Raw genomic sequence first — 13270 nt, 5'->3', positions numbered from 1 at the left:
TCCTTTCGCTGGAGTCGATCGAGAAACCCAATGAGAGCAGGTCGGAGGCCACCTATCCTGGCCCTCGTGGACACACGACTCCTGAAGACGTTCGCGGCGCTGGCGAGAACCGGCAGCTTCACCGCGACCGCCACCGAGCTCCATCTCGCCCAGTCCACCGTCACCGTCCAGATACGCACCCTGGAACGGGAGCTGGGCACCCGCCTCTTCGACCGGCTGCCCTCAGGCGCCCTGCCGACCAGCGCCGGACGCCGATTGCTGACGGAGGCCGAGGAGGTCCTGGACGCCGAGGCCCGGCTGCGCGCGGTGGCGGCGGCCGGAAGCGGCGGCGGCGCGGACGGCGCGGCGGAGGGCCCGGTCGCCCTCGGCGCGGGCGAGTCGCTGTGCGCCTCGCACCTCCCCCGCGTGATCGCCTCCCTGCGCCGCACCCACCCCGGTATCGACCTCCACCTCCACCCCGCGGGCAGCGCGGCGGCCGTCGAGGGGCTGCGTACGGGACGGCTCGACCTCGTCCTGCTCCTCGAACAGGACGTGACCGACGCCGACCTGGTGGCCCGCCCCATCGCCCGCGAACCCCTCGTCTACGTCGCCGCCCCCGGCCACCCGCTGGCCGGGCGCGAGGCGGGCTGGGACGAACTGGCCGGGCAGAGCTTCTTCGTCCATGAACAGGGCTGCTCCTACAGCGACCATCTCGTCCGCACCCTCCTCGCCCTCCCCGGCCCGGCACCCCGCCTCACCCGCTTCGGCAGCATCGAGGCCGCCCGCGCCTGCGTCGCCGCGGGCCTCGGCCTGACGCTCCTCCCCCGCGCCACGGTGGAACGGCAGCTCGCCGAGGGCCATCTCGCCGAGGTCCACGGCCCGGCCATCCCCCCGGTGCCCGTCCAGCTCACCCGCCACCGCCGCCGCTGGACCAGCCCGGCGGCGCGGGCGGTGGCGGACGAGCTGACGCGGCTGCTCGCGGCGTGAGCCGTACGTCAAACGACCGTCAAACCACCGTCAAAGGGCCGTCGGACGGGGCGGGCCGTACGTCAGACCAGCGTCACGCCGTCGTGGGCGCGGACCGCCGGTGGGGTGGCGGTGTCGAGCGCGTCCAGGACGCGCACCGCGTACGCCTCGTCGGCGAGATCGGGGACCTCGGCGCGGGTGGCCCAGCGCCAGGCGCGGGTTCGGGGGCCGGTGGCGGGGGTGCCGTCGAGGGCCTCGCAGCGGAAGACGAGGGAGACGGTGAGGTCCGTCATGTCCTTGTAGACCCCGGTGAGCGCGGCCGGGAGCGCGATCTTGACGCCCGTCTCCTCGAGGATCTCGCGCTGCAGGGCGTCCGGGATGGTGGCGTCGGGGTCGAGCGCGCCGCCCGGCGGTTCCCAGGTGCTGCCGTCGCGCCGCTTGATCAGCAGCGCCCGGCCGCGCTCGTCCACGATGACTCCGGCGACGCCGACGCGGTGCGGGCGGTCAGTGGTCACGTTCCTTCGGCCCTCTCGGCTGGCTGGGGGTTTCTCACGGTAGCAACGCCCGGACGGGCTGAATGCAGCCCGTCCGGCGATTGAGGACACGCCCGAAGGGCGTCCGGGGCCTGGGGCGGAGCCCCAGTTGTGGGAAGGGGCGGGGAGGGGAAACAGCCCGCCGCAGGCGTCACGCCCCGCCGGACACCCCCTAACGAACCTCGACCGCCCCGTCCTCCGCCCCGCCCCGCCGCTTCGGCTCATCGCGTCGCTTGGGCTCGTCCTCCGCGCCCGGGGCGCCCATGTTGCGCCGCACCGAGTCCAGGATGGTCAGCCCCTGGCCGACCAGGCCCGCCGCGATCTCGCCCAGCCCGTCCGTCCCGTTGAGGACGTTGACGTTCGCCCCGGAGAGTCCGGAGGCGGCCTCCTTGACGATCTGCGGCAGTTGGTCGATCAGCATGCGGTCAAGCGCGACCCGGCCGTGTGAGGCCGCCGCCTCGGCCTGGATCTTCATGCGCTCCGCCTCGGCCAGCGCCACCACCCGGATCCGCTCGGCCTCCGCCTCCGCCGGTTTCACGATCTCGGCCACCAGCTGCTGCTGCCGCAGATCGGCCGCCCGCTGGGCCAACTCCGTGCGCGCGGACAGCACCTCCTGCTGCGCGTGCGCCTCCGCCAGCGGTCCGGCCTGGGCGGCCTGCGCCTGGGCGCGGTCCACCTCGGAGTTGTACTGGGCCTGCACCACCGCCGTCTGCCGCGCGTACTCGGCCTGGTTGCGCGCCGCCTCCTGCTCCGCCTCGGCCGAGGCCTGGCTGGCCTGCGCCTGGGCGATCTGGGCCTGCCGCTGGATGGCGGCCTTGTGAGGGGCGGACATCGCGTCGATATAGCCGGTGTCGCCGTCGTCGATCGACTGGATCTGCAACGAGTCCACGATCAGACCGATCTTCGCCATCTCCGCCTTGGAGGTGTCCAGCACCTCGGTGGCCAGCTTCTGCCGCTCGGTGATGAGCTCCTCGACCGTCATCGAGCCGATGATGGACCGCAGATGACCCGCGAAGATCCGCCCCGTCAGTACCGCCATCTGCCCCTGGTCGGAGAGGAACCGCTGCCCCGCGTTGACGATGGACTCGGTGTCATTGCCCACCTTGAACGCGATCACCGCGCGCACCGTCAGCGTGATGCCCTGCCGGCTGACGCACTTCTCCGCGACCTCGGCCTCACACATCGCCAGTGTCAGGAAGCGGACCTTGCGGAAGACCGGAAGCACGAACTTGCCGTGCCCGGTCACCACGCGAAACGGCGCACCCCCATGTCCACGCCTGCCACCCGAGATCAGCATCGCCTGGTCGGGTGCGGGTACGCGGTAACCGAACATCCTTCGTCTCCTCAACCGGCGCCGCCGGCCCCGCCGGACGACGCGTTCAATGGATCGGTCCACTCGATGACGTCGACCTGGCGGGAGCCGCGGAAGTCGATCACGAGGACGGACGCGCCTTGCGGCAGCGGGTCGGAGGACCAGGCGAGGAACGTCTCCGAACCGCCCCTGACGCGCACCAGGACCTCGCCGGGACCACTGGCACCACGGGTGCCCAGAAGCAGCACCCCGGTGCGACCGATCACAGGATCATCCGGTGTCATGCGGCAGCCCCCCCGTTGTTCCGCTGCTGGAATCCGACGTTAGACCGTTTTCCCGGCGCCGGATACGGTTGTGCGCAGCGGGGATCGGGCGAACCGCCACCCGCGTGGACGGCCGCTACGAGGTGGCGTCCTTGGCGTCGGTGCCGGTGCCGGTGTTCGCGTCAGCCTTGCCCTCGGCTTCGGTCTCGGCCTCAGTCTCGGCCTCGGTCCCGCCGTCCTCCGAGTCCTCGAAATACGCGTCGAGCACCGCGTCCAGCTCCGCCGTCCATTCCTTGAGGAGCTTACGGGCCGGTGCCTCGACATCGGCGGTGTACCAGCGCCGGTTGGTCGTATAGACGGTGATCCCGAAGCGCTTGCCGAACCGCGGGGTGTCGACCTCCACCGCGCCGATCTCGTCCCACCCGAACTCGGCCTTCTCGCCGTCGAGTTCGAAGGTGACCCCTCGGCGCCCGGCCCGTATCGCACCGCGCCGGTCGGACACCTCGAAGACGGCCCCGCCGTCCTCGTCCGCGTCCTCTTCCGCGTCCTCGGCCTCCTCGTCGTCGTCCGCTTCCCCGCCGGACGCGACGACGTCCTTCGACGCGTCGGCTTCGCCGTCGGACTCCGCCTCGGCCTCGACGCCCTCTTCCTCGTCGAGCTCCGGCTCGTCCTCGGCGGTGACTTCCTCCGGCGGTTGCTCCGCCGCTGCCTTGTCCGGGGCGTCCTCCTCCTCTTCGGCAGGGCGCGGGGACGTCAGGCCGGGGATGTACCCCGGATCCGTCCCGGCGGTGTGCATGGGCGGGATGATCGGTCCAGTGCTCTGCTCCACGGCCGGAAGTATTGCCGATAAACCTGTGCCGACGACAGGCAACCCCGGGGCCAATCGAGCCGGCACACGAAAGCCGCAGGTAACACGGAGCCGATTTCGGCGCGGTCCGTGGCGGTCGCCCGACGGGCACACTCCTTTACCGTACCTTTACTATGGGTGTGGGGACACTTGACCTACTAGCGCCCTCCCAGCACTCTCCCAGCGACGTAAGGAGCCCCGGACCCGCGATGGGCGAACCTCCCAGTACCACCCGTGCCACACCCCGCCCGCCCAGCACCAGAGCACCCCTTGTCGGGCAGACGGGACTGGCACGGTGACCGAGATCCTGCTGCTTCTCCTCGCACTGGCCCTCACCCTCGCCTGCGCCCTCTTCGTGGCAGCCGAGTTCTCCCTCACCACCGTCGAGCGCGGCGCCCTGGAGCGCGCCGCCGAAGCCGGTGAGCGCGGGGCCGACAGCGCGCTCACGGCCGTGCGCCGGCTGACGTTCCAGCTCTCCGGGGCCCAGCTGGGCATCACCGTCACCTCCCTGGTGATCGGCATGCTCGCCGAGCCCTCGCTGGCCGCCCTCCTCGAAACCCCGCTCACCGCGACCGGCCTGCCCGAGGGCGCGGCCTCTACGACCGCCGTGGTGCTGGGCGTGGCCGTCTCCACGGTGGTGCTGATGGTCGCCGGGGAGCTGGTGCCCAAGAACTGGGCCATCTCCCGCCCCCTGCATGTGGCCAAGGCGGTCGCCTCCCCGCAGCGGGCCTTCACCGCCGCCTTCGCCCCGCTGATCCACCACCTCAACGACACGGCCAACCGCCTGGTGCGCCGCATGGGCCTGGAGCCCGCCGAGGAGCTGGCCTCCGCCCGTACGCCGGACGAGCTGGTCGCGCTGGCGCGCCACTCGGCCGCCGAGGGCGCGCTGGAGCAGGACGCGGCCGAGCTGTTCGTCCGTACGCTCCACCTGGGCGAGCTCACCGCCGAGAACGTGATGACCCCGCGCGTGGACGTCCAGGCGCTGGAGGCCCACGCCACCGCCGCCGACGCGGCCAACCTCACGCTGGCCACCGGGCGGTCCCGCTTCCCCGTCTACCGCGACACCCTGGACGAGGTGGTCGGCACCGTGCACATCCGCGACGTCCTCGCCCTGGACGCCGCCCGCCGCGCCACCACCCCCGTCACCGACCTGGCCACGCCCCCGCTCCTGGTGCCCGACGGCCTCCCGGTGGACCGGCTGCTGGACCGGCTGCGCCGTGCGCACACCATGGCCGTCGTCATCGACGAGTACGGGGGCACCGCGGGCATCGCCACCCTGGAGGACATCGTCGAGGAGATCGTCGGCGACGTCCGCGACGAACACGACACCGACGAGACGCCGGGCCTGGTGCCCCTATGCCCCGGCGCCTGGGAGGCGGACGGCGGCGTACGGCTGGACGAGCTCACCGGCATCGGCCTGGCCGCACCCGAGGGCCCGTACGAAACCGTCGCAGGCCTCCTGGCCACCGCCCTGGGGCGCATCCCGGCGGCCGGGGACACTTTCGAGACGGACGACGGCTGGCAGCTCACGGTCCTGAAGGTGGACCACCACCGCGCCGACCGCGTACGGATCACGGAGGCCGCCGGGGCCGTCCACACCACCCAGTCCCCCGGGGCCGTCCACACCACCGAGTACCCCGAGGCCGTCCAGACCACTGAGTACCGCGAGGCCGCCCGATGACCGTCGTCCAACTCACCATCGGCGCCCTCACCCTCCTCACCAACGCCTTCTTCGTCGGCGCCGAATTCGCCCTGATCTCCGTGCGCCGCAGCCAGATCGAACCGCGCGCGCAGGCGGGGGAGAAGCGGGCGCGCGGTGTGCTGTGGGCGCTGGAGCACCTGTCCGCGCTGATGGCCACCGCCCAGCTCGGCATCACCATCTCCTCCCTCGTGCTGGGCGCGGTCGCCGAACCGGCCATCGCCCAGCTGCTGGAGCCCGGCTTCGACGCCGTTCACGTCCCGCACGCCCTGGTGCATCCGATCGCGTTCGTCATCGCGCTCACGGCGGCCACGTATCTCCACATGCTCATCGGCGAGATGGTCCCCAAGAACATCGCCCTCGCCGCGCCCGAGCGCACCGCGCTCCTCCTCGGCCCGCCGCTGGTGGCCCTCACCCGCCTCCTGCGCCCCGTCGTCTTCGGCGTCAACGCGTTCGCCAACGCGCTGCTGCGGCTGCTGAAGGTCGAGCCCAAGGACGAGGTCGAGTCGGTCTTCACCGACGACGAACTCATCCGGCTGGTACGGGACTCCAGCGACGCCGGGCTGCTCGACAAGTCCGGCGGCGAGCGGCTGCGCGACGCCCTGGAACTGGGCACCCGCCGGGTCGGCGACATCCTCGTCCCCCTCGACGAGATGGTCACCGTCGACCACCGTGTCACCCCCGCCCAACTGGAACGCACGGCGGCCGCCGCCGGCTGCTCCCGCCTCCCGGTCACCGGGCCCGGCGGCGCCATCCTGGGCTATCTGCACATCAAGGACACCCTCGGCGTCGCCGACCGGGATCGCCCCTTCCCCCGCACCGCCGTCCACACCGTCCCCCGCGTGCGCGCCGACACCCCGCTGGACGACACCCTCACCACCATGCGCGCCACCGGCGCCCACCTGGCCGCGGTGACGTCCGACACCGGCACGGTCCTCGGCTTCGTCACGATGACGGACGTGCTGGACGAACTCGTGGGGATGTAACCGCGCCGCTCAGGACGACGGCCGGACCGACGGATGAACCGACGGACGGTCCGGCCGTACGGAGAACACCGTGTCCCCGGCCGTCGCCACGATCGCGTCCTTGACGAGCACCACCCTCGGCTCCGCGTCCTGCGCCGCCGTCCCGGGATCGTTCAGCGCGGCCGTGCGCCACGCCTCCTTGCCGTCGTCCACGTTCAGCGCCAGCAGACGGCCGAAGCGGTTGGCGAAGTACAGCTGCTCGTACCGCTGGGACAGCACCGGCTCGGACAGGTTCTCCGTCTCTGTCGCCCGCCGCCACAGCTCCCGGCCGCTGTCCGCCGCCACCGCGGTGACCGTCCCGTTGGGACGGACGAAGTAGACGGTGCCGTGCAGCAGGGTCGGCCTGCCGAGCACGGGGCGCTTCAGCGGGATCCGTGTGATCTCGCCGGTTCGCGGATCCATCCGCACCATGGCGTTGTACGGGCGCTCGTACCCCGAGTCGTACACCTCCTTCGCGGTCTGCGGGATCAGGAACAGCGGCTTGCCCTGGACCGCGCCGAGGGTCAGCGCCTTCCGCGGGAGGGTGGTGAGGTGCTGCTGCCTGCCGTCGGGGGGCTCCAGCCGCAGCAGGTCGTACGGGCCCTCGGCGGCCAGGCCGTTGGAGTCGCTGGGCGCGCACAGGCCGTACGGTGCGCCGGCCAGTGTCGTCGGCTCGCAGAACTTCCCCTCGGGTGCCGGCGACTGCCACAGCCGCGCCCCCGACGGCCCGTAGGCGACGAGTTCCCGGGCGTCCGGCGACAGCGTCAGCACCCCGCCGCGGAACATGCGCACCGAGGCGGAGCCGCTGATGCTCCGCTCCCACCGCTGCTTCCGGGTGGCTACGTCCAGGGCCACCACAAACCGTTCGCCGTCCCCCTCCGACTCCCGGTAGGTGTAGACGATTCCGTCCCGCACCCCGATGGGCCGCGCCAGCTGGGGGCGGGTGCCCCACCGCCACTGGACGTGGCCGGTGGCGGCGTCGACCCTGGCGACCGTGAACCCGTCGCCGCCGCAGTAGAGGGTCCGGCCGTCCTCGGGGGCGCATCCCGGCTCGTTGTAGACGAGGGGCGGCCCCTCGGTCCCGACCCGCAGCTCCGTCCGCCACGGCTGCCAGCCCTTGGGGAGCGAGGCGGGCTGCTGGGAGTGCGCGGCGTCGGCGGTGGCGGACGCATCGCCCGACGAGTCCGTCATGTCCGGGGCGAAGACCGCCGCGGCGACGATCAGCCCGGTGACGGCCAGGGCCACTCCGGCGGTGGTGACGACGAGCCGCCGCCGGGCGCCTCGCCTCGGCACGGTCGGCCGGGAGGCGGGCGGCTGGGGGTCGTGGGTCGGGGCGGGGGTGGGGGCCGGGGCCGGGGCCGGGAAGGCGGGAGGAGGGCCAACGGCGGCCATTGCGGGGCCGTGGGGCGTGGCCGGGCCGTGGGCCGCCCCGGGGCTGTCGACCGCCCCAGGCCCGTGGGCCGTTGTGGAACTGTCGGCCGCCGACGGGGAAGCCGCCGGGAAGTCCGGCAGCTCGCGCAGCATGCGATGCAGCTCGTCCAGGCCCGGCCGGGCCTCCGGCTCCTTGGCCAGACAGCGCCCGGCGATGGGCCGCAGCGGTTCCGGGACCCCCTCCAGCGTCGGATGCTCGTACATCACCTGGTAGCCCGACAGATAGGGGCTGTCCGACTCGAACGGGCTGCTGCCCCGCGCCGCGTACACCAGCAGCGAGCCCAGCGAGAAGACGTCCGACGCCCCCGTGACGCCCCGAGGGCTGCGCAGCTGCTCCGGCGACATGAACGGCGGGGTGCCGAGCACCCGCCCGATGGTGACGGTGAGCGTCTGGCTGTCGACGGCGCGGGAGATGCCGAAGTCGATGACGCGCGGACCGTCCTCGGCCATCAGGATGTTGGCGGGCTTGAGGTCCCGGTGCACCACCCCGGCCCGGTGGATGTCGCGCAGCGCCTCGACCAGCCCGAGGCCGAGCGTCCGCAACTCCCGCCCGCTCAAGGGGCCGTTCCTCCGTACGACCTCGGAGAGGGTCTGCCCCGGTACGTACAGGGTGGCCATCCACGGCCGGTCGGCCTCCGGATCGGCGTCCACGACGGGGGCGGTGAACGCCCCGCTCACCCGGCGCGCCGCCGCGACCTCCTGCCGGAAGCGGGTGCGGAACTCCTCGTCCTGCGCGTACTGCTCATGGACCAGCTTGATCGCGACCTGCCGCCCCGAGGCCGCACGCCCGAGGTACACGACGCCCATGCCGCCCGCCCCGAGCCGGCCGAGCAGGGCGTAGCCGCCTATGGATTCCGGATCCCCGGTGGCCAGCGGCATCGCCGATCCCCTCTCCCGCGCCTCTCCCGCGCTGTTTTTTCGCGTCTCGAACGGCCCTACCGAAGACCTACATTAGGTCGGCGGGAGCCTCGGCGGACCATGCGGTCCAGGACGTGGCGGAACGGTGATGTGCGCCACGGTGACGCGCGAGCGCGAACGGGCCGGTGTGGACGGGAAGTTCCGTTAGCGGCGCGTTAGCGGATCGGTGTCGGGACGGCAGTGATACGGCAGCGGACCACGGAAAGCTCATGGCCATACCGAGGGCCGGTGCGGAACACCGGCCGGACCGCCGACCCATTGGGGGAGCCCGCCATGAACGTCACCGCTTACCGCCGCGGCCGCACCGTCCGTACGATCGCCGCCTCCATCGTGGCCGCCGCCGCCCTGAGCCTGACGGCGGCGTGCGGCGGGGGCGGAGACGGAGGCTCCGACGACGCGGGCAAGGCGAACTCGTCGGCCACGGCCCCCGCGTCCTCCACGGACGAACAGGGCGCGGGCAAGGCTGAGGCCGACAAGGGGAGCCAGGGCGGCAAGGGGAGCCAGGGCGGCAAGGGGAGCCAGGGCGGTAAGGAGAGCCAGGGCGGCAAGGAGGGCGCTGCCGCGGGCGTCAAGGACGCGAATTCGCAGTCCCAGAAGTCCGGTGGCGGCTCCGAGGCCGAGCCGGTCGGCGACTGCGACATCAACAAGACGGCCATCACCGTCCAGCACGTCAAGAGCCCCGTCAACCACATGCTGCTCAAAGCGACCAACAAGGCCGGTGTGGACTGCAAGCTGGTCGGCTACCCGGGCCTGAAGTTCGGCGCCGAGGCGCAGGCCGCCACCCCGGTGAACGAGGACAGCAAGCCGCAGGCCGTGGTCATGCTCGCCCCGGGCGAGAGCGCCTACGCGGGCATCACCACCTCCGCGGCGGACGGCTCGGGCGACGAGGGCGGCAAGGTCGACTCGCTCGAGGTCTTCATCGACGGCAGCGAGGACCCCAAGCCGGTCGAACTGCCCGGCGGCTCGGTCTACGTGGACAGCGCGGCGAAGGTCACCTACTGGCAGACGGACGCGCAGACCGCCCTGACCTGGTAACGCGCGCGCAAGCACCCCTGTGCTCGGGCGTCCATGTACATGAACAGTGTCTTGCATAGAAGACAGCCGCCCTGGAGGATGAAGCGGCGCCGCCGACGCGGCGCACAGGGCACAGGCACAGGGGTGGGGAACGGATGGGCATCGGCTCCGCGGCGCTGCTGGTGTCGGCCGGTGTGGCCTCCGGGCTCGCCGGTTCGATCGCGGGGCTGGCCTCGCTGTTCAGCTATCCGGCGCTGCTGGCGGTAGGACTGCCGCCGGTGGCCGCGAATGTGACCAACACGGTGGCGCTGTTCTCCAACACCGTCGGTGCCGCGGCCGGATCCCGCACCGAACTCCGCGGCCAGCGCGACCGCCTCCTCCGGCTCGCCGCCATCGCGGCACTGGGCGGCGCGGTCGGGGCCGCCCTGCTGCTGGGCACCCCGTCCTCCGCCTTCGAGGCCGTCGTACCGTGGCTGATCGCCCTCGGCTCGGTGCTGATCCTGGTCCGCGACCCGCTCCGCCGACTCATGGCCTCCCGCTCACACCCCCTGGCCCAGACCGCCCGCCCCACCCTCCCGCTGGCGTGCGCGGTCCTGCTGGTCGGCCTCTACGGCGGCTACTTCGGCGCGGCCTCGGGCGTCCTGATGCTGGCAGTACTCTCCCTGACGGCCACGGAACCCCTCCCGGTCACCAACGCCGTCAAGAACATCGCCACCGGCGCGGCCAACGTAACGGCGGCAGTCGCCTACGTAGCCGTCGCCCCGGTCAACTGGCCCGCCGCCGTCACCCTCGGCCTGGGCGCCCTCCTGGGCAGCCGGCTGGGCCCCCTGGCCGTCCGCCGCCTTCCCGAAACGCCCCTCCGAATCGCCATAGCCCTGGGCGGCCTCGGTCTGGCCATCTCCCTCTGGCGCTGACCCCACCGTCCTCTCCGCCCGGCCACCTCGTCGCGCCATCGCCGCGACCCGAGGATCGCGAGGATCGTGGGGATCCCGACGATCCCGAGGATCGCGGGGACCTATTCTGTGCGGGTGAGCAACCAGGCGCTCGAAGGCACTGTTGTCCGCCTCATCCCGTTGTCCGACGACCACGCCGAGGCCCTCTTCCCCTCCGCGTCCGACCCCGAGGTCTGGCGGTGGATGCCCCGGCCGAGGCCCGAGAGCGTGGGCCAACTCCGGGACATGCTGGGCGAGATGGTCGCCGACCCGACGCGGCGCAGCTTCGCGGTGCAACGGCGCGCCGACGGCACGGTGATCGGTTCGACCAGCATGTACGACCTCGACCTCGTCGAGAGCCGCACCGAGATCGGCGCGACGTGGTTCGACCGCTCCTGCTGGGGCGGCCCGTACAACGCGGAGTCCAAGCTGCTCCTGTTCGGCCACGCCTTCGACGACCTGCGGCTCGCGCGGCTGGCCCTGCGCACGGACAACCTCAATGTGCGCTCCCAGCGCGCCCTGGCCCGCCTCGGCCTGGTCCACGAGGGGACGTTGCGCAGCCATATGCGGCGCCCGGACGGCAGCCGTCGTGACTCGCTGTACTACAGCCTCCTCGCGGACGAATGGCCCACGGTGCGGGACGCCCTGCTCGCCCGAGTCGCGGCGCGGCGTGTGGCATGACGCCGGGCCATTGAGCGATCAGCGTGCGAGCAGGGGCTCCGCACGGGACAGGGTGTCCAGGATGTTCGCCTCCGTGATCGCCATCCGCGCCTCGTCCGGCGTCAGCCAGCGCAGCGGCGCGTCCGGGTTCTCCGGGCGTACCGCCTCTGGAGCGCTGGTGGCCAGTACGAAGCGCACGTCGGCGTGCTCATGTGCCGGCTCCCGGCTGTTCGCGGGGACCGGGACGATCACCAGATGCCGTACCTCCGCGTCCGGCCACGGGGCCAGATCGGGCAGTCCGGTCTCCTCCCGCCCCTCCCGCAGCGCGATGGCGAGCGGGTCGTACTCACCCGGGTCGCCATGCCCGCCGACCAGCAGCCACGACTGGTGGCGCTGGTGCCAGCGCAGCAGCACCCGGCCGCTGTCGGGGTGCACGATCAGGGCGGAGGCGGTGATGTGGAGGGGACTCGTCCGGTCCCAGGGCGCGCCCGCCTCGATGACGCCGCGCACCCGCTCGACGTCGGAGCATTCCGCGGTGGTCTTCGGCCGGTAGTCCGTAAGGACATGGAGGACTGAGTGATCGGCTGTGGCCATGCGCGGATCCTAACGACGCGAGCCCGCCCACGGCGCGGGGTTTTCCTCGCCCGAGCGCGTGAGCCCCAGGCGGTCGGCCTGGGGCTCTGTGGTGATGAACGCGAGGGACGGCTCGGACCCGAATGTCATCCGCTCACGGTGAGATTCGAATTCCCACTGCTCTGATATCCCTCAGTCGCCAGGATCATGTAGTACTTGAAGGTGCCAAGACCCATTCCGGAACGGGCCCATGCGTCGAAGTGATTGCCCGTGGTGATGGTTCCGCCCGTCTTCTTCGACTGCCGGACACTCCAGTACTGATTGAACGTCCGGATGCCCTCGACCGAGGGGGCGTTGTAGCGCGTCGTCTGGTAGATGTCGTACGTGCCGCCATCGCTGGTGACGGTGCCCTTGTACGTCCCCGTGGGCCGGTATGTACCCCAGTTGTCGACGACGTAGTACTCCACGAGCGGGTTTGAGGTCCACCCGTAGAGACACAGATATCCGTTGCCGGACGGGTTGAAGCTGCCCGAGTACTGCACGTTCCTGCGGCCGCCGTTGCTCCAGCCCTTACCGCACACGAAATTCCCGCAGTTGGTCCACGAGCTCCGGTAACTGCCGCCTGACGACAGCGTCATGGAGACCGATCCACCGCCGTCGGTCCAGAACGAATAGTAGAAGCCGTTGTTGGTGCCGGTTTGGTTCGTGGTGATGGTCGTATCGGCGCTCGCGGTTCCGATGCTGGGCAGCGTCAGCCCGGACGTGACCAGCGTCAGGGCGCCGGCCCGGCCGATTAAGTTCCTGCGGCTGATCGGCTGGGCGGGGGTGTCGTCCCGGTGCATGCTTCCTCCTCCTCGGTTGTGGTGGGGGCCTGTTGGTGCGTCAGTGTTGGACCGGCGCCGTGGGGTGTCAACAGTTTCCGCAAGGATTACGGAAACTCTGCCGGGGCGGGTGATCTCCTGGGAGTGAGTATTTCCTGTTCAACGCCTCCCCTTATTGATCGAATCCAGGAATGATCGATGAGAGGGAGAGAGGCGAGATCATTTCTGAGGCACCTTCATCGAAAATTTTCGGAAGTCTTCCGGATCGATTCAGTGCCCGTGGGACCGGCCGGACGAAGGGGTTGATTCCGTACATGA

Annotated in this window: 13 protein-coding genes; 6 read left to right on the top strand and 7 right to left on the bottom strand. The window is 71.6% G+C overall.

The window, feature by feature from the left end:
* The first annotated feature begins 66 nt into the window (after positions 1-66).
* The gene (locus J2Z30_RS34150) at positions 67-966 is read left to right on the top strand and encodes a LysR family transcriptional regulator (protein WP_044572356.1); all 900 of its coding nucleotides are present in this window, start codon (positions 67-69) and stop codon (positions 964-966) included.
* A gap of 62 nt (positions 967-1028) precedes the next feature.
* On the opposite strand, the gene J2Z30_RS34145 is transcribed toward J2Z30_RS34150, so the two are convergent.
* The 4 genes from J2Z30_RS34145 to J2Z30_RS34130 all read right to left on the bottom strand — a co-directional run bounded on the left by J2Z30_RS34145 (position 1029) and on the right by J2Z30_RS34130 (position 3882).
* Positions 1029-1460 (bottom strand): NUDIX hydrolase, encoded by a 432-nt coding sequence (locus J2Z30_RS34145; RefSeq protein ID WP_044572354.1) that lies wholly within the window; start codon positions 1458-1460, stop codon positions 1029-1031.
* 190 nt (positions 1461-1650) lie between these two features.
* Entirely contained in the window at positions 1651-2811 is a 1161-nt protein-coding gene (locus J2Z30_RS34140; RefSeq protein WP_044572351.1) for an SPFH domain-containing protein, read from the bottom strand.
* An 11-nt stretch (positions 2812-2822) separates the two neighbouring features.
* On the bottom strand, positions 2823-3074 hold the full coding sequence (locus J2Z30_RS34135) for an NfeD C-terminal domain-containing protein (RefSeq protein ID WP_044572350.1): 252 nt from the start codon (positions 3072-3074) through the stop codon (positions 2823-2825).
* A 115-nt stretch (positions 3075-3189) separates the two neighbouring features.
* Complete coding sequence (locus J2Z30_RS34130) at positions 3190-3882, bottom strand: hypothetical protein (protein ID WP_308280194.1); 693 nt, start codon at positions 3880-3882, stop codon at positions 3190-3192.
* Between the two features lie 313 nt (positions 3883-4195).
* On the opposite strand from J2Z30_RS34130, the gene J2Z30_RS34125 reads away from it, so the two are divergent.
* Positions 4196-5581 (top strand): hemolysin family protein, encoded by a 1386-nt coding sequence (locus J2Z30_RS34125; protein ID WP_078956768.1) that lies wholly within the window; start codon positions 4196-4198, stop codon positions 5579-5581.
* Positions 5578-6585, top strand: coding sequence for a hemolysin family protein (locus J2Z30_RS34120; RefSeq protein WP_044572346.1), 1008 nt, complete (start codon positions 5578-5580; stop codon positions 6583-6585). The genes J2Z30_RS34125 and J2Z30_RS34120 overlap by 4 nt, the downstream gene beginning before the upstream one ends.
* 9 nt (positions 6586-6594) lie before the next feature.
* On the opposite strand, the gene J2Z30_RS34115 is transcribed toward J2Z30_RS34120, so the two are convergent.
* The gene (locus tag J2Z30_RS34115; RefSeq protein ID WP_044572343.1) at positions 6595-8913 is read right to left on the bottom strand and encodes a serine/threonine-protein kinase; all 2319 of its coding nucleotides are present in this window, start codon (positions 8911-8913) and stop codon (positions 6595-6597) included.
* Between the two features lie 312 nt (positions 8914-9225).
* Between J2Z30_RS34115 and J2Z30_RS34110 the strand changes: the two genes are divergently transcribed.
* From J2Z30_RS34110 to J2Z30_RS34100, 3 genes are all read left to right on the top strand, one after another.
* Positions 9226-9987 carry a DUF4232 domain-containing protein gene (locus tag J2Z30_RS34110; RefSeq protein ID WP_044572341.1) on the top strand — a complete coding sequence of 254 codons (762 nt, stop codon included), beginning with the start codon at positions 9226-9228 and terminating at the stop codon, positions 9985-9987.
* Positions 9988-10121: 134 nt separating this feature from the next.
* Entirely contained in the window at positions 10122-10880 is a 759-nt protein-coding gene (locus J2Z30_RS34105; protein ID WP_044572339.1) for a sulfite exporter TauE/SafE family protein, read from the top strand.
* Between the two features lie 114 nt (positions 10881-10994).
* On the top strand, positions 10995-11579 hold the full coding sequence (locus J2Z30_RS34100) for a GNAT family N-acetyltransferase (RefSeq protein WP_308280193.1): 585 nt from the start codon (positions 10995-10997) through the stop codon (positions 11577-11579).
* An 18-nt stretch (positions 11580-11597) separates the two neighbouring features.
* Here the strand turns inward: J2Z30_RS34100 and J2Z30_RS34095 are convergent, their stop codons facing one another.
* Together J2Z30_RS34095 and xynA are read right to left on the bottom strand one after the other, a co-directional pair.
* On the bottom strand, positions 11598-12152 hold the full coding sequence (locus tag J2Z30_RS34095) for an NUDIX hydrolase (protein ID WP_044572337.1): 555 nt from the start codon (positions 12150-12152) through the stop codon (positions 11598-11600).
* 125 nt (positions 12153-12277) lie between these two features.
* Positions 12278-12973 carry an endo-1,4-beta-xylanase XynA gene (gene xynA / locus J2Z30_RS34090; RefSeq protein ID WP_044572336.1) on the bottom strand — a complete coding sequence of 232 codons (696 nt, stop codon included), beginning with the start codon at positions 12971-12973 and terminating at the stop codon, positions 12278-12280.
* Positions 12974-13270: the final 297 nt, after the last annotated feature.

Source organism: Streptomyces iranensis (genome assembly GCF_017874715.1).
Lineage (GTDB): Bacteria > Actinomycetota > Actinomycetes > Streptomycetales > Streptomycetaceae > Streptomyces > Streptomyces iranensis.
Note: the sequence above shows the minus strand (reverse complement) of the source record. Positions and strands in the feature narration are given on the sequence as shown.